This window comes from Micromonospora sp. WMMD998, assembly GCF_029581235.1.
GTDB lineage: Bacteria > Actinomycetota > Actinomycetes > Mycobacteriales > Micromonosporaceae > Micromonospora.
Window position 1 is genome coordinate 6,387,576 of sequence record NZ_CP120740.1, and the last position, 16,315, is coordinate 6,403,890.

The 16,315-nt window shown below is 73.7% G+C and carries 13 protein-coding genes; 8 read left to right on the forward strand and 5 right to left on the reverse strand.

What is annotated here, in order from left to right; genetic code table 11:
* Nucleotides 1–28 precede the first annotated feature (28 nt).
* The gene (locus O7619_RS29095; protein ID WP_282284681.1) at nucleotides 29–1,843 is read left to right on the forward strand and encodes an ABC transporter ATP-binding protein; all 1,815 of its coding nucleotides are present in this window, start codon (nucleotides 29–31) and stop codon (nucleotides 1,841–1,843) included.
* 68 nt (nucleotides 1,844–1,911) lie between these two features.
* Complete coding sequence (locus O7619_RS29100; RefSeq protein WP_282288987.1) at nucleotides 1,912–3,744, forward strand: ABC transporter ATP-binding protein; 1,833 nt, start codon at nucleotides 1,912–1,914, stop codon at nucleotides 3,742–3,744.
* Between the two features lie 286 nt (nucleotides 3,745–4,030).
* Here the strand turns inward: O7619_RS29100 and O7619_RS29105 are convergent, their stop codons facing one another.
* Nucleotides 4,031–4,234, reverse strand: coding sequence for a DNA-binding protein (locus tag O7619_RS29105; RefSeq protein ID WP_282284683.1), 204 nt, complete (start codon nucleotides 4,232–4,234; stop codon nucleotides 4,031–4,033).
* Nucleotides 4,235–4,466: 232 nt separating this feature from the next.
* Here O7619_RS29105 and O7619_RS29110 point away from each other — a divergent pair, with 232 nt between their 5' ends.
* Both O7619_RS29110 and valS read left to right on the forward strand, forming a co-directional pair.
* Nucleotides 4,467–4,625 (forward strand): hypothetical protein, encoded by a 159-nt coding sequence (locus O7619_RS29110; RefSeq protein WP_282284685.1) that lies wholly within the window; start codon nucleotides 4,467–4,469, stop codon nucleotides 4,623–4,625.
* A gap of 114 nt (nucleotides 4,626–4,739) precedes the next feature.
* Complete coding sequence (gene valS, locus O7619_RS29115; protein ID WP_282284687.1) at nucleotides 4,740–7,304, forward strand: valine--tRNA ligase; 2,565 nt, start codon at nucleotides 4,740–4,742, stop codon at nucleotides 7,302–7,304.
* A 94-nt stretch (nucleotides 7,305–7,398) separates the two neighbouring features.
* On the opposite strand, the gene O7619_RS29120 is transcribed toward valS, so the two are convergent.
* The 4 genes from O7619_RS29120 to O7619_RS29135 are packed head-to-tail and all read right to left on the reverse strand — an operon-like array spanning nucleotide 7,399 to nucleotide 10,853.
* The gene (locus O7619_RS29120; RefSeq protein WP_282284688.1) at nucleotides 7,399–8,109 is read right to left on the reverse strand and encodes an ABC transporter permease subunit; all 711 of its coding nucleotides are present in this window, start codon (nucleotides 8,107–8,109) and stop codon (nucleotides 7,399–7,401) included.
* Nucleotides 8,109–9,068, reverse strand: coding sequence for an ABC transporter ATP-binding protein (locus O7619_RS29125; RefSeq protein ID WP_282284690.1), 960 nt, complete (start codon nucleotides 9,066–9,068; stop codon nucleotides 8,109–8,111). Before O7619_RS29125 ends, O7619_RS29120 begins: the two co-directional genes overlap by 1 nt.
* Nucleotides 9,065–9,946, reverse strand: coding sequence for an ABC transporter permease subunit (locus O7619_RS29130; RefSeq protein WP_282284692.1), 882 nt, complete (start codon nucleotides 9,944–9,946; stop codon nucleotides 9,065–9,067). The genes O7619_RS29125 and O7619_RS29130 overlap by 4 nt, the downstream gene beginning before the upstream one ends.
* Nucleotides 9,939–10,853, reverse strand: coding sequence for an ABC transporter ATP-binding protein (locus O7619_RS29135; RefSeq protein WP_282284693.1), 915 nt, complete (start codon nucleotides 10,851–10,853; stop codon nucleotides 9,939–9,941). The genes O7619_RS29130 and O7619_RS29135 overlap by 8 nt, the downstream gene beginning before the upstream one ends.
* A 224-nt stretch (nucleotides 10,854–11,077) precedes the next feature.
* On the opposite strand from O7619_RS29135, the gene O7619_RS29140 reads away from it, so the two are divergent.
* The 4 genes from O7619_RS29140 to galT all read left to right on the forward strand — a co-directional run bounded on the left by O7619_RS29140 (nucleotide 11,078) and on the right by galT (nucleotide 16,291).
* A complete protein-coding gene (locus tag O7619_RS29140) occupies nucleotides 11,078–12,640 on the forward strand; it encodes a glycosyltransferase family 2 protein (RefSeq protein ID WP_282284694.1) in 1,563 nt (520 codons plus the stop codon).
* 141 nt (nucleotides 12,641–12,781) lie between these two features.
* Complete coding sequence (gene cysC / locus O7619_RS29145) at nucleotides 12,782–14,311, forward strand: adenylyl-sulfate kinase (RefSeq protein WP_282284695.1); 1,530 nt, start codon at nucleotides 12,782–12,784, stop codon at nucleotides 14,309–14,311.
* A gap of 121 nt (nucleotides 14,312–14,432) precedes the next feature.
* Nucleotides 14,433–15,221, forward strand: a complete 789-nt coding sequence (locus O7619_RS29150; RefSeq protein ID WP_282284696.1) for a DeoR/GlpR family DNA-binding transcription regulator — start codon at nucleotides 14,433–14,435, stop codon at nucleotides 15,219–15,221.
* Nucleotides 15,218–16,291, forward strand: coding sequence for a galactose-1-phosphate uridylyltransferase (gene galT, locus O7619_RS29155; RefSeq protein WP_282284697.1), 1,074 nt, complete (start codon nucleotides 15,218–15,220; stop codon nucleotides 16,289–16,291). The genes O7619_RS29150 and galT overlap by 4 nt, the downstream gene beginning before the upstream one ends.
* Nucleotides 16,292–16,315: the final 24 nt, after the last annotated feature.

Below are 16,315 nucleotides of genomic sequence, written 5' to 3' on the forward strand. Positions count from 1 at the left end.
TGACGCCCCCGGCCGTTACCGTCGGTTGGTGCCCGCGCCCAGCGACAGCAATGCCGCGGCGCATCCCGACGCCCGGTTCCAGCCGCTGCGCAACCTCTGGCGGCTGCGGCCCTACCTGCGCCCGTACGCGACGGAGTTCGCCTGGCTGCTGCTCGCGGCGCTGACCGCGACCGCGGCGAGCCTGGCGGTCCCGCTCGTGGTGCAGCGGGTGGTGGACGGACCGGTGGCCCGGCACGACGGGGCCGGGCTGCTGCGACTCGGCGGCCTGGCGCTGCTGCTCGGCGTCGCCGAGGCGGTGCTGATCTTCATCCGGCGGTGGACACAGTCGTCCTCCTCGGTGGGCATGGAGGCGGCCATCCGGGCCGACCTCTACGCCCACCTGCAACGGCTGCCGCCCAGCTTCCACGACCGCTGGCAGTCCGGCCAACTGCTCTCCCGGGTGACGAGCGACCTCTCGGTGATCCGCCGGTTCCTCTCCTTCGGGCTGCTCTTCCTGGTGCTCAACCTGACCACCTACGCCGCCGTGGTGGTGCTGTTGATCCGGCTGCACCTCTGGCTGGGCCTGCTGGTGGCGGCAAGCGCCATTCCGCTGTTCCTGATCAGCCGCCGGTTCGCCCGGCACTACCACGCGGCCTCCCGCCGCATGCAGGATCAGCAGGGCGACGTGGCGACGCTCGTCGAGGAGACGGCGCAGGGGCTGCGCACCATGCGGGCGTACGGGCGGGGTCCGGAGCTGGCGGCCCGGTTCGCCGTCGGCGCCCGCCGGCTGCACGACACCGGGATCGGCAAGGCCCGGTTGCTGGCCCGCACCTCCGCGCTGTTCGACCTGGTGCCCAACCTGACCCTCGGCGCGGTCCTGGTCGCCGGCGCCGCCGCCGTGGCCGGAGGCGCGCTCACCATCGGGCAACTCGTCGCCTTCGTCAGCCTCCAGCTCATGCTGATCTGGCCGGTGCAGTCACTCGGCTGGATCATCGCGAACGGGCAGGAGGCCGCCACCGCCGCCGACCGCATCCAGGAGGTTCTCGACACCCGCCCGGCGATCGTGGACCGTCCGCGCGCGCGGACGCTGGACCGGTCGCAGGTGCGCGGCCGGCTCCGGTTCGAGCGGGTGACCTTTCGCTACCCCGGCGCGTCCGCTCCGGTCCTGCACGAGCTGGACCTGACCGTCGAGCCGGGCGAGACGCTCGCGCTCGTCGGCGCCACCGGCTGCGGCAAGAGCACGCTGCTCTCGCTGGTCCCCCGGCTGCACGAGGTGACCGGCGGCCGGCTCACGCTCGACGGGCACGACGTGCGTGACCTGCGGCTCGGTTCGCTGCGAGAGCTGGTCGGGATGGCCTTCGAGGAGCCCACCCTGTTCTCCATGTCGGTGCGGGAAAACCTCACCCTGGGCCGGCCGGACGCCGGCGAGGAGGAGATCCGGGCCGCGCTGACGCTGGCGCAGGCGGACTTCGCGTACGAGCTGCCGTGGGGGCTCGCCACCCGGATCGGCGAGCAGGGGCTGTCGCTCTCCGGCGGGCAGCGGCAGCGGCTGGCGCTGGCCCGGGTGGTCCTCGGCCGACCCGCCCTGCTGGTCCTCGACGACCCGCTCTCCGCGCTCGACGTGCACACCGAGGCGCTTGTCGAGGCCGCCCTGCGACGGGTGCTGCGCGGCACCACGGCCCTGCTGGTGGTGCACCGGCCCTCCACGGTGGCGCTCGCCGACCGGGTGGCGCTGCTGGAAGGCGGCCGGATCGTCGCCGTCGGCACCCACTCCGAGATGCTGGCCGGGGTGCCGGCCTACCGCGCGGTGCTCTCCGCCGAGCCGGAACGCCGGCCGGGCGGCATCGGCCTGGTGCGGTCGTGACCGGCCGCGTCCCACGATCCCGCCGCCGCGACGCCGCCCCGCCCGACGCCGACGCCGCCGACGACGAGCTGACCCGGTGGCGGGGCCTGGCCACCGACCCGGACGCCGACCGCAGCCGCGCCGAGGACTCGTCCCCCGCGGCGGTGACCCGGCTCCGCGCCCGCAGCCGGCTCCTGCTGCGCCGCCTGCTGCGCCCGCACCGACGCCCGCTCGGGGTGGCGGTGGCGCTGCTGCTGGCCCAGAACGCCGCCGCGATGACCGGCCCGTACCTGGTCATGCTCGGCATCGACCGGGGCATCGGGCCGCTGCGGGCCGGCGACCCCGGCCCGCTGATCGCGGTCGCCGCCGCGTTCGTCGTCGCCACCGCCGTCGAGTACGCGGCCCGGCGCGCGTTCCTCGCCCTCGCCGCCCGGATCGGCCAGGCCGTCCTGCTCGACCTCCGCCGCCGGGTGTACGCGCACTTCCTCCGCCTCGACGTCGGCTTCCACGAGCGCTACACGTCCGGCCGGATGGTGTCCCGGCTGACCAGCGACCTGGAGTCGATCGGCGAACTGGTGGACGGCGGGATCGACCGGCTGGTGATGGCCGTGCTGTCGGTGCTGTCGGTGGCGGGCATCCTGCTCTGGCTGGACCTGCCGCTGGCCGCGGTCACCCTGTTCGCCTTCCCGTTCCTGTTCTGGCTGTCCCGCTGGTTCGCCCGCGCCTCCGCCGGGGCGTACCGGCGCACCCGGGAGGCGGTGGCGCTCGTCATCGTGCACTTCGTCGAGTCGCTGCGCGGGATCCGGGCGGTGCAGGCGTACCGCCGCGAGGCCCGCAACCAGCGCATCTTCGACGCGGTGAACGACGACTACCGGCAGGCCAGCCTCAGCGCGTTCCGGCTGATCGCGATCTACTCGCCGGGCATCCGGCTGATCGGCAACCTCACCGCCGCGACGGTGCTGGCGTACGGCGGTTGGCGGGTGCTGGACGGCCACACCGAGGTCGGCGTGCTCGCCGCGTTCCTGCTCTACCTGCGCCGCTTCTTCGAGCCGATGGAGGAACTGAGCCAGTTCTACAACTCGCTCCAGTCGGCGACCGCCGCGCTGGAGAAGCTGGCCGGGGTGCTGGACGAACGCCCGGCGGTGGCCGAACCGACGCGGCCGGTGCCACTGCCCGCCGGGCCGCCGCGCGGCGCGGTGGACTTCCGCTCGGTCTCCTTCGGCTACCGGCCGGACACGCCGATCCTGTCCGGCCTGGAGCTGACCGTGCCGGCCGGGCAGACCGTCGCGCTGATCGGGCCCACCGGCGCCGGCAAGTCCACCGTCGCCAAGCTGCTGGCCCGCTTCCACGACCCGGACGCCGGCGCGGTCCGCCTGGACGGCATCGACCTGCGCGACCTGGCCGACGCCGAGCTGCGCCGGGCGGTGGTGCTCGTCACCCAGGAAACCCACCTGTTCAGCGGCACCGTCGCGGAGAACATCCGGTTCGGCCGCCCGGACGCCGACGACGCCGCCGTGATCGCCGCCGCCCGGGCCATCGGCGCGCACGAATTCATCGCCGCGCTGCCCGACGGGTACGCCACCGACGTGCACCGGCGCGGCGGCCGGCTCTCCGCCGGGCAGCGGCAACTTGTCGTGTTCGCCCGGGCGTTCCTGGCCGACCCCCGGGTGCTGATCCTCGACGAGGCCACCTCGTCGCTCGACGTGCCGACCGAACGGCTGGTGCAGCGGGCGTTGCGGAGCGTGCTGTGCGACCGGACCGCGCTGGTGATCGCGCACCGGCTCTCCACCGTGGAGATCGCCGACCGGGTGCTGGTGCTGGACGCCGGCGGGATCGTCGAGGACGGCCCCCCGGCCGAACTGGCCGCCGCCGGAGGCCGTTACGCCGCCCTGCACCGCCAGTGGCGCGACTCCCTGCTCTGAGCGCGAGGCGCGAGGCGCGAGGCGCGAGGCGCGAGGCGCGAGGCGCGAGGCGCGAGGCGCGAGGCGCGAGGCGCGAGGCGCGAGGCGCGAGGCGCGAGGCGCGAGGCGCGAGGCGCGAGGCGCGAGGCGCGAGGCGCGAGGCGCGAGGCGCGAGGCGCGAGGCGCGAGGCGCGAGGCGCGAGGCGCGAGGCGCGAGGCGCGAGGCGCGAGGCGCGAGGCGCGAGTAGATCTTGGTACGAAATGGCCCCCGGAGGGGCACTTTCGTACCAAGATCTCCACGGTGGGCCTACGCCTCGTCGTCAACCTCACCGAGATGCGGGCGGTGCTCTCGAATCCAAGCCTCGACATCGACCTTCAGCCAGACAGCGCCCATGCCCAGCCGGTCGTACGGCTTCGGGAAGTCGGGCCGGTCGATGATCTGCCGAGCCCGTTGGCGACTGACGCCCAGCCGGGCCGTGATCTCGCCCGCCCCGTACAGGTGGCGTGGCACGGCCGCAGGGTAGCCAGGAGTGAAGTAGTCAAACCGCATCTCGGCTTAGTGCAGGTTACACCTTGACAAGGGGTGAGCTGAAGGCGACGCTCGATCGATGCCGCACAACACTCCATCTGCGCCCAACCGCCCGTCCCGCACAGTCCGCCCACATCACCCGATGCGGCCCACCTGGCTCTGCCGAGTGTGTGCGGCCCCTTGGCCCTGCCAGCCAGCGCGGCTCTTACTCGGCATGGAGTATCGGGGCGACCGGGCAGGGCTCGCGGTCTACATGGCGGGCATGCTGTTCGACGCGATCGGGGATCTCCTCAGGCTCAACCCGAACCCCGGCCCGCAGCCGGACGAGATGTTCTCCCGCTTCATCAGTTGGACCGGCCCTGCCGTCCGGTGAGGCGCAGTCCGCCCCGGCTCGGAACCCGCAACGGCCCTTCCGGCCTCAGCGGCACCGACCGGCCGCCCCGCGAAAGCCGTGGAGCGGCCGGGTGCGGGTGCCTACCATCGGCGGATGACCGACACGACGAGGACCGCCCGCGCCGGCGTCCCTGAGCGGCCGAGCCTGGACGGGCTCGAGGAGACCTGGGCCCGTCGCTGGCAGTCCGACGGCACGTACGCGTTCGACCGCTCGAAGGAGCGCGCCGACGTCTACTCGATCGACACCCCGCCGCCGACCGTGTCGGGCGAGCTGCACATGGGGCACGTCTTCTCCTACACGCACACCGACACGGTGGCCCGGTTCCAGCGGATGCGCGGGCGGACCGTGTTCTATCCGCTGGGCTGGGACGACAACGGGCTGCCCACCGAACGCCGGGTGCAGAACGTCTACGGCGTGCGCCCCGACCCGGCGCTGCCGTACGACCCGGACTGGCGACCGCCGGCCGCCCCGGTCGGCGACGACGCGCGGACGAACCCGACCGCGATCTCCCGGCGCAACTTCATCGAGCTGTGCGAGTTCCTGACCGTGGAGGACGAGAAGGTCTTCGAGGCGCTGTGGCGACGGCTCGGCCTGTCGGTGGACTGGTCCCTGACGTACACCACGATCGGGCCGGCGGCGCGGGCGGCCAGCCAGCGCGCGTTCCTGCGCAACCTGGCCCGAGGTGAGGCATACCAGGCGGAGGCGCCGACGCTGTGGGACATCGGGTTCGGCACCGCGGTCGCGCAGGCGGAACTGGAGGACCGGGAGCGGCCGGGCGCCTACCACCGGCTGCGGTTCACCGGGCCGGGCGGGCGCGAGGTGCTCATCGACACCACCCGGCCGGAGCTGCTGCCGGCCTGCGTGGCGCTGGTCTGCCACCCCGACGACGAGCGGTACGCGGACCTGGTCGACACGTCTGTGCGTACCCCGGTCTTCGGGGTCGAGGTGCCGGTGCGCGCGCACCCGCTGGCGGACCCGGCCAAGGGCACGGGCATCGCGATGGTGTGCACGTTCGGTGACCTGGCGGACGTGACCTGGTGGCGGGAGCTGCGGCTGGACACCCGGGTGGTGGTCGGCCGGGACGGCCGGCTGCTGCCGGAGCCGCCGGCCGGCGTGCCGGCGGAGCCCTACGCGGCGTTGGCCGGGCAGACGGTCAACGGCGCCCGGCGGACGGTCGTGGCGCTGCTGGGCGACGCCGGTGACCTGGTCGGCAAGCCGCGCCCGATCACCCACCCGGTCAGGTTCTACGAGCGCGGCGACCGGCCGCTGGAGATCGTGTCGACCCGGCAGTGGTATCTGCGTAACGGCGGCCGGGACGCCGGCCTGCGCGACGAGCTGCTGGCCCGCGGGCGCGAGCTGCGCTGGGTGCCGGAGCACATGCGGCACCGGTACGAGCACTGGGTGGGTGGCCTCACCGGCGACTGGCTGGTCAGCCGGCAGCGGTTCTTCGGCGTGCCGGTGCCGGTGTGGTACCGGCTCGACGACGCTGGCGAACCGGACTGGAACCACCCTCTCACACCGGACGAGGCGACGCTGCCGATCGATCCGACGAGCGAGCCGCCGCCCGGATTCACGGAGGCCCAGCGCGGCCGGCCCGGCGGCTTCACCGGCGATCCGGACGTGCTCGACACCTGGGCCACGTCGTCGCTGACCCCGCAGATCGTCGGCGGGTGGGTGACGGACCCGGACCTGTTCGGCCGGGTCTTCCCGATGGACCTGCGCCCGCAGGGGCACGACATCATCCGCACCTGGCTGTTCGCCACCGTGGTCCGGTCCCATCTGGAGCACGGCGCGCTGCCCTGGCGCACGGCGGTGCTCTCCGGCTGGATCCTCGACCCGGACCGGAAGAAGATGTCCAAGTCCAAGGGGAACGTGGTCACGCCGATGGCGCTGCTGGCGCAGCACGGCTCCGACGCGGTGCGCTACTGGGCCGCCAACGGCAAGCCCGGCATGGACCTGGCGTTCGACCCGGCGCAGGTCAAGGTGGGTCGGCGGCTGGCCACCAAGCTGCTCCACGCGTCCCGGTTCGCGCTCGGGCTGGGCGCCGCCGACGCGCTGCGGGCCCCGGCCACGGAACCACTCGACACCGCGATGCTCGCCGAACTGTCCGGCGTGGTCGCGACCGCGACCACCGCCTTCGACGGGTACGACCACACGGCCGCGCTGATGGCCACCGAGGCGTTCTTCTGGCGGTTCTGCGACGACTACATCGAGTTGGTGAAGGAGCGCGCCTACGGCGAGGGGCCGGCGGCCGACTCGGCGCGGGCGGCGCTGGCGACCGCGTTGTCGGTGCAGTTGCGGCTCTTCGCCCCGGTGCTGCCGTTCGTCACCGAGGAGGTGTGGTCGTGGTGGCGGTACGGCTCGGTGCACCTGTCGACGTGGCCGACCACGTACGAGGTGGGCCGCGCGATGCGCGCGCCGGGCGACCCGGCGTTGCTGCGGCTGGCCGCCGACGCGCTGGGGCAGGTCCGGCGGGCCAAGTCGGAGCGGAAACTGTCGATGAAGGCGGAGGTGCCGCTGGCCGAGGCGCTCGGGCCGGCGGCCCTGCTCGACCAGCTCACCACGATCGCCGGCGACCTGCGCGCGGCGGGGCGCATCGCCACGCTCGACCTGCTGCCCGACCGCACTCCCGAGCTGGTCATCGCCTGCGCCTTCTGACCCCTCGCCGGTTAGGCGGGGGCCCTTATTAACACGTGGGTGTTAACAAGGGCCCCCGCCTCTACCGAATGCGTTAAGCGGGGCCCCCGCCTTACTAGCTGGTCTCCCCCGCCACGCTGAACGAACGCAGCCGGTCGATGGCCAGCACCGTGAAGCCGATCGCCACCAGCGCGGTCAACACGGCCGCGACCGGCACCGAGACGGTGGTGCCGAGCAGCGGGGTGGGCGCCATCTTGTCGGCGAGCGCGATCACCCACTGCTGGATCGAGAGCACCTTGGTGCCGTTGACGAACCGGCCGAGCAGACCCTCCCAGATCAGCACGTAGACCAGGCCGAGCAGCACCGGCCGCCGGGTCACCAGGCTGAGCGCCAGGAACAGCGCCGAGTACGCCAGCGCGCCCGCCGCCGAGGCCGCCACCAGGGCCAGGCCGAGGCGTACCGAGTCGGCAAGCACGCCCGCGACGTAGAGCGGGACACCGACGGTGACCGCGCTGACCGCAGCCGCCACCGCCAGCTTCGGCAGCACGATCTGCCAGCGGGGCAGCGGCTTGGTGAGGATGTGCACCACGGTGCCGTCGTCGATCTCGGCGCCGAGCACACCGGTGCCCACGATCAGGGCCACCACCGGCAGCACCACGGCCAGGCCGAGACCGACGAGCACCGGCGGCCCCCACTGGCCCGGGTCCACCCCGAGCGACCGGCAGAGCACCGCCAGGCCGATCAGGATCAGCGGCAACGGCAGCAGCATGAGGAACCGGCTTCGGCCGAACAGACCACGGGCGGTGATCCAGGTGACTGTCGACATCATGCCTCCACCAGATACGAGAAGACGCTCTCCAGCGACTCGTCCGCCGGCAGCAGTTGCCGGACCCGGATGTCGTGGCGGAGTGCGATCCTGGGCAACGCCCGGGTGAAGGCGCCGTAGTCGTTCGCCTTCACGGTCAGGCCGGTGCGGTCCAGCTCGACGCCGGAGACGGAGGTCTCGGCCATCAGCGCCACCGCGAGCGCCCGGTCGTCGGTGGAGCGCACCCCGAAGACGTGCGGGCGGTTCGTCATCAACCGGCGGATGGTCCGGTAGTCGCCGGAGGCGGCCAGCCGGCCGGCGACCATCACCTGGACGGTGCCGGAGACCTGCTCGACCTCCTCCAGGATGTGCGAGCTGAACAGGATGGTCCGGCCGTCGTCGCCGAGCCGGTGCAGCAGCCCCATCATGTGCAGCCGCTGCCGGGGGTCCATGCCGTTGAACGGCTCGTCGAGCAGCAGCACCTGCGGGTCGTGCACGAGCGCGGCGGCCACCCGGGTGCGCTGCCGCATGCCCTTGGAGTAGGTGCCGATCCGGCGACCCTGCGCGTCCTGCATCTCGACCATCTCGATCGCCCGCCGGGCCGCCGCCTCCGGCTCCGGCAGCCGGTGCAGCTTCGCGCTCGCCAGCACGAACTCGTAGGCGGTGAGGAAGGTGTGCACCGCCTCCCGTTCGCTGACCAGGCCGAGCCGCCGGTAGACACCCGGGTTGCGCCAGGTCGGCTCCCCGTCCAGCGTCACCGCGCCCCGGGACGGGGCGAGGAAACCGGCCATCATGTGCAGCAGCGTGGTCTTCCCCGCGCCGTTCGGGCCGAGCAGACCGGTCACCCCGGGGCCGAGCCGCATGGTGACGTCGTTGACCGCCACCACGTTGCCGTACCAGCGGGAGACGCCCGCCAGGTCGAGGGTGCTGGCCGCGGCGGCGGACACGCCGGCCGCCGGTTGTGTGCTGAGCGCCGTCATCGGGCGGCCACCTTCCGGTATCGCAGGAACAGCAGGCTGACGCAGGCGGCGACCAGCAGCACGGCGACCACGGCGTAGACCGGGCCGAAGTCGCCGATCGGTATGCCGCCCTCCTGTCCCTGGGTCAGCAGGCTGCCGAGCGCCCAGGTGCCCACGCCACTGACCAGCGACGACGGAGAGGCGAGGAAGGCCAACTCGTTGACCGTCCGGGAGGGCAGGATGGAGAGCACGCCGACCACCGGCGTGGTCATCAGGAAGACCGCCACGATGCCGCCGGCGGCGAAGGCCCGCTTGCCGGTCAGCGAGGCGACAAGCAGGGCGATCGAGGCGAAGACCACCGCCCACAGCCCGGCGTAGAGCAGGCCGGGCAGCAGGTCGAGCAACTCGTCCCAGACCCCGCGCACCCCCCGCGAGGTGGTGAACGCCGCGCCCAGGAACATCACCAACTGCGGGCCGCCGAGCAGCAGCCAGAGCGACGTGACAAGCGCCAGCAGCTTGGCCAGCGCGTAGTCGCCGCGCGGCAGCGGCCGGGAGAAGTAGAGCGGCAGCACGCCGCTGCGCAGGTCGCGGGAGACCAGCTCGGGGGCGGCCACCGCGGCGAAGAAGATGACCAGCCAGCTCATCGCGTCGGCGAACTGGGCGTACGTCATCACCACCTGGCCGGTCTGGCTGCGCACCGCGGTCAGCCCGGCGGCCACCACGGTGACCACGGAGACCACCAGCCACGGGAAGATCTTCGCCTTGGCGCTGCGGCCCAGCCCGAAGACGGTACGCACGCCGTGACCGTAGAGCGCGCCGAAGACCTGCCAGCGGCCCAGCCGCGGGCCGGTGTAGCGCTGGTAGCCGATGTCGTGGATGACGCCGGTGGCTTCAGGCATGGCTGGGCTCCCTCGGGGCGAAGAGCTCGGCCACCCGGTGCCGTCGCTGGTCCAGCCGGTGCAGGGGCAGGTCCAGCTCGGCGACCGCGCCGAGGATCAGGTCGTAGGTGTGGTCGTCGGCGAGCGGGACGAGCAGCAGCCGGCCGTCCCGGGACACCGGCAGGTCGAGCGCGGCGAGCCGGGCGGCCAACTCCTCCGTACCCTCGCTCACCTCGACGGCGAGCACGTCGGTGGCGGTGGTCATCGCGGCGACCCGGTCGGCGCGCAGCAGCCGGCCGCCGTCGATCGCGACGAGCGTGTCGCAGATCCGCTCCACCTCGCCGAGCAGGTGCGAGCAGACGACCACGGAGATGCCGAACTCGGTGCCGATCCGGTGGATCAGGGCGAGCATGGCGTCCCGACCGGCCGGGTCGAGGCCGTTCGTGGGCTCGTCGAGCAGCAGCAGGTCGGGGTCGTGCACGAGCGCCTGGGCGAGCTTCACCCGCTGCTTCATGCCGGTGGAGTAGCCACCGACGGCCCGGTGCCGCTCCTCGTGCAGGCCGACGTGGCGCAGCGCCTCGGAGGCCCGTTCCCGGGCGACCGTGCGCGGCAGCCCGCTCATCCGGCCCAGGTGGGTGACCAGCTCGGCGGCGGAGAGGTCCGGCGGGAGGGCGTCGTGCTCGGGCATGTAGCCCACCCGGGCGCGGACCGCGGCCGGGTCGGTGGTGGGGTCGAGGCCGAGCACCTGCACCCGGCCGTTGGTCGGCGGGAGCAGACCCAGCAGGATCTTGATCAGGGTGGACTTGCCGGCGCCGTTGGCGCCCACCAGCCCGATGATCCCCGGCTCGACCGACACGGTGAGGTCGGCCAACGCGGTGACCCGGCCTCCGTACGTCTTGGTCAGCGACTCGGTCGCGAGCAGTGTCACGCTGACAGCCTAGAAACCCCCGTCCCGTCCGGGCACCAGGAAACGCTCGGGGTTGTCCCTGATTCCGCCCCGACGCGCGCCCGGCGCCGGCCGGTTCCCGTTTCCCGCCCGCCGTCCCAACAGGTGTCGACGGGGTGGCGGGCGCGTGCGGAAACTGCGACCGTGTGGAGCGGATCGGCCCCGAACGGGGCGGGCGCGGTCCGTTCGACCGTTGGGGGAACGGCATGGGTGGCGGTACGGACCGGCCCGGGGTGAGCGTCGTGGTGCCCACCCACAACAGCGGGCCGCACCTCGGTCCCCTGGTCAGCTCGCTGAGCCGGCAGGGGTTGCCGCCCGGCGGCTACGAGGTGATCTTCGCCGACGACGGGTCGACGGACGACACCCCGCAGCGCCTGGACGAGCTGGCCGCCGCGGATCCGCACGTGCGGGTGCTGCACCTGGAGCACTCGGGCTGGCCGTCGCGCCCCCGCAACCTGGGCGTCGAGGCGGCGCGCGGTGAGTACGTCTTCTTCGCCGACGACGACGACTGGTTCGGTGACGAGGCGCTGGCCCGGCTGCTCGCCTGTGCCCGGGAGCACGACGCGGACATCGTGATCGGCCGGATCGTCGGGCACGGCCGGGGCGTGCCGCGGGAGCTGTTCCGGGAGAACCGGTTCGACGCCGACCTGACGAACGCGCCACTTGCCGACAGCATGACCTGCCACAAGCTGTTCCGGCGGGCCTTCCTCGAACGGCACGGGCTGCGGTTCCCGGAGGGGCGCCCCCGCCGCCTCGAGGACCACCGGCTGGTGGCGGAGGCGTACGTGCTCGCCGGGCGCGTCTGCGTGCTGGCCGATCATCCCTGCTACCACCACGTCCGCCGCGCGGACGCCGGCAACGTCACCGCGACCCGGATGGACCCGGCCGAATACTACGCCGCTCTCCGGGCGGCGATGGATGTCGTGGACGCGCACGAGCCTCCCGCCGTGGCCCGACTCCGGCTGCACCGCCGCTGGCTGCGCCAGGAGGTGTTGAACCGGCTCCGGGGGTGTGCCCTGCTGGCCGCGCCGGAGCCGTGGCTCGAACAGGTCGTGCACGAGGTGGGACCGCTCATCCGGGACCGTTTCGCGCCGGAGGCCGTCGCCGGGGTGCCGCCGCTCTACCGGGTGACCGCGCACCTCGCCGAGCAGGGACGGGTCGCGGACCTGCGCCGGTTGGCGGAGTGGGAGGTGGGCGTCCGGGCACACGCCACCGTCGACGACGCCACGGTCGTGGGCCGGACGCTGACGATTGACCTCTCCGCCCACCTGACCGCCGGAGAGGAGCCGCTCCGGTTCGACGACCGGGGCCTGCCGGTGCTCCCGGTGGCCGGGGCGGAACCGCCGAGCGGGGCCGCGATGCGGGCCAGCGGCGCGAGGACGGATGTCGTCGTGCGCCGCCGGGAGACCCGGGACGAGTTCTTCCTGCCGTCCGTCACCACGACCGAGCGGATCCCGACCGGCACCGGCGCGGACGCCCAGGTGCGGCACCGGACCACCGCCACGGTCGACTTCGCGGCGCTCAACGGCGGCCGGACCCGGGGCGCCTGGGAGGTCCGGGCCCGGGTGACGCAGGCGGGATGGGCCTTGGATACCCGCCTGCCCCTGGTCGTGCACTGCGCCACCGACGGCGGTGTGCCGCGCGTGGAGGACCCGCGCCGATCCCGCTCCCGCCTCCGCCGGGCGGTCCGGCGGATCCGCCGCGCGCTCCGCCGGACGGCGCGCGTCGGCAGCCGGTCGCCCGATCGACCCGTCGGGTCCCGTCGGTGAGGATTCGGTGTCCCTGACTCCATCCGTGACCAGTTCACCGGCGGTCCTCGGAACGTGCGGTTGCCGGCGGGTGGAGTGGCGCTCTCGACCGATCGCCGGTGGGCTGCGAAACTGTGTGCCGGCCGGCGAGTTGGGGGTTCGATGAGCAACGGGTGGATCCTGCCCGAGGATGTGCTGCGGGATGCGCCGGCGTACGCGCCAAGACCCGCTGAACTGGCCGATCTCGAGTTGCTGTTGACCGGGGCGTACGCGCCGTTGAGCGGCTTCATGACCCGGGCGGACCTGGCGTCGCTGGGCCGGCGCGGCCGGCTCGCCGACGGCACGCCCTGGCCGGTGCCGGTGACGTTGCAGGTGCCGGCGGCGCTCGTCGAGGGGCTGGAGCTGGCCGATCCGGCCCGCCGTGCGCTGGTGCTCACCGACGGCGAGGGCGCGCCGGTGGCGGCCATGGATGTGACCGACGTCTGGCCGGCGCGCGCGGGCACGGTGGGGGTCGGGGGCGCGGTACACCGGCTGGGTGACGGCGGTCACGGTCCGTTCCAGCGGCTGCGGCGCGCTCCGGGCGAGGTGCGGGGGCTGCTGCCGCCGGGCCGGGTGCTCGGCGTCTTCGCCGACCGCCCGCTGCACCGCCCGCAGTTGGCCCAGATCGCGCACGCGGCCCGCACGCTCGGTGCGCACCTGTTGGTGCTCATCCCGGTCGGCGAGGAGTCGACGGGCGGCCTGCCGGCCGAGGCGCTGGTGCGTAGCGTGTTCGCGGCCCGCGACCGGATGCCGCCGGCGACGCTTGTGGCGGTGCCGCTGGCCGGTCGCGCCGACGAGATCAGCGAGGCGTTGCTGCGGGCCCGGGTGGCCGCCGCGTACGGGGTGACCCATCTGCTCTCCACCGAGGGCATGCTCTCCGGCGCCGGCCTGCGGGTGCTGGTGCCCCGGGAGTTGGCGTACGACAACCGGGACGGGCAGTGGCGCTGGCGGGAGGACATCCCGCCGCGCAACCGCCGGCTGGCGTTGAGCCAGGAGGAGATCGACGACCTGCTCGACCGGGGGTTCCCGCTGCCGGAGTGGCACACTCCGCCCGCGGTGGCCCGGGAGCTGGCCCGGGCCCGCCCGCCACGACGGCACCGCGGTCTGGTGATCTTCCTGACCGGCCTCTCCGGCTCGGGGAAGTCGACGGTCGCCCGAGGTCTCGCCGACGCGCTCCGGGAGCAGGGCGATCGCACGCTCACGCTGCTCGACGGCGACGTGGTGCGCCGGGAGCTGTCGGCCGGGCTGGGCTTCAGCAAGGCCGACCGCGATCTCAACGTGCGCCGGATCGGCTGGGTGGCCGCCGAGATCGCCCGGCACCGCGGGGTCGGCATCTGCTGCCCGATCGCGCCGTACGCGGCGGCCCGGGCGACCGCCCGGGAGATGGCGGAGGCGGCCGGGGCGGGTTTCCTGCTGGTCCACGTGGCGACCCCGCTGGCGGTCTGCGAGCAGCGCGACCGCAAGGGCCTCTACGCCCGGGCCCGCGCCGGCCTGATCACCGGGATGACCGGGATCGACGACCCCTACGAGGAGCCCACCGACGCCGACCTGGTGGTCAACACCGCGGACCTGACCGTCGAGGAGGCGGTGCAGCGGGTGATGCAGCACCTCACCGAGACCGGCTGGGTGGAGCCCCGCCTACAGCCCGCCTGATCTGCTCCGCGTCGCCGTAGTCCACCTCGCGTCCCCGTCAACCTGCCCGGTAGTGTTCGGCTTTGTTGGAACACGTTCGACCGCGTTCGTGCGGTCGGGGAGGCTCGGGAGGTGACCGGGGATGCTCGCGCGGCAGCGGCAGACGGCCATCCTGGAACGGGTCCGCGCCGCCGGCGGGGTCCGGGTCACCGACCTGGCCGCCGAGTTCGGCGTGTCGGACATGACCATCCGGCGGGACCTGGAGACGCTTCACGATCAGGGCCTGCTCGCCAAGGTGCACGGCGGGGCGACGCTGGCCGGGCCGGGCTCGACCGACGAGCCCGGCTTCGCGGCCAAGTCCGTCCGCCAGTCGGCCGAGAAGGCGGCCATCGCCGCCCACGCCGCCCGACTGGTCCGCCCCGGCGCCGCGATCGCCCTCTCCGCCGGCACCACCACCGCCGAGTTGGCCCGCCGCCTGATCGACGTGCCCGGCCTGACGGTGGTCACCAACTCCCTGCCGGTGGCGGAGATCCTGCACACCGCCGGCCGGCCGGACCACACAGTCGTGCTCACCGGCGGCGTACGCACCCCGTCGGACGCGCTCGTCGGCCCGCTGGCCGTGGCCGCGATCGCCGCGCTCCACCTGGACCTGCTCTTCCTCGGCGTGCACGGGATCAGCGAACGGGCCGGGTTCACCACGCCCAACCTGATGGAGGCGGACACGAACCGGGCGCTGGTGACGGCCGCCGACGCGCTCGTGGTGCTGGCCGACCACACCAAGTGGGGCACGGTCGGCATCTCCTCGATCGTCGGCCTGGACGCGGCGGACGTGCTGGTCACCGACGACCGGTTGGCATCCGACGCACGACGGGTACTCGAGGACAGGGTGGGTGAGCTGGTGACGGTGCCGGCGACGAGGGGGGCGGCGTGAAGCGTACGCAGATCGAGCTGGCCGACGGCCGCGAGCTGATCTACTTCGACGAGCGGGACGACGCGGTGCGCGACCAGCCGGACCGGCGGGAACTACCCCCGCCACCCCCCGCCTCACAGCTACGGTACGACCCGTTGACCGACGAGTGGGTGGCGGTGGCGGTGCACCGGCAGACCCGCACCTTCCTGCCCCCGGCCGACCAGTGCCCGCTCTGCCCCTCCCGCGGTGACCGGCACAGCGAGATCCCGGCGCCCGAGTACGACGTGGTCGTCTTCGAGAACCGGTTCCCGTCGCTGAGCCAGCGGGTGGCCGAGGAGCCCGCCGAGATCACGCCGTTCACCCCGGTCCGCCCCGGGGTCGGCAGGTGCGAGGTTGTCTGCTTCACCGACGACCACAACGCCTCGTTCGCCCGGCTCTCCCCGCTGCGGGTGCGGACGGTGCTGGACGCGCTCGCCGACCGCACCGCCGCGCTGAGCGCGCTGCCCGGCGTGGAGCAGGTGTTCCCGTTCGAGAACCGGGGCGTGGAGATCGGGGTGACGCTGCACCACCCGCACGGGCAGATCTACGCGTACCCGTTCGTCACGCCACGGACCCGCACCATGCTGGCCGCCGCCCGGCGGCACGCCGAGCGCACCGGGGGCAACCTCTACGCCGACGTGCTGACCGCCGAGCGCGCCGCCGGCGACCGGGTGGTGGCGAGCAACGAGCACTGGACCGCGTACGTGCCGGCGGCGGCCCGCTGGCCGTTCGAGGTGCACGTGGCCCCGCACCGGCCGGTGCCGGACATCCCGGCGCTCGACGACGCCGAGCGGGACGCCTTCGGGCCGCTCTATCTCGACCTGCTGCGCCGCTTCGACGGGCTGTTCGAGATGCCGATGCCCTACATCGCGGCCTGGCACCAGGCGCCGGTGCGGGTCGACCGCGAGTTGGGCCACCTGCACCTGCAGTTGTTCAGCGTCCGGCGGGCGAAGGACAAGCTGAAGTACCTGGCCGGTTCGGAGTCCGCCATGGGCGTCTTCATCAACGACATCGCCCCCGAGCGCGCCGCCGAGCTGCTGCGCGCCGCGTGACAGGCGCGAGGTGTTAATAAGGGC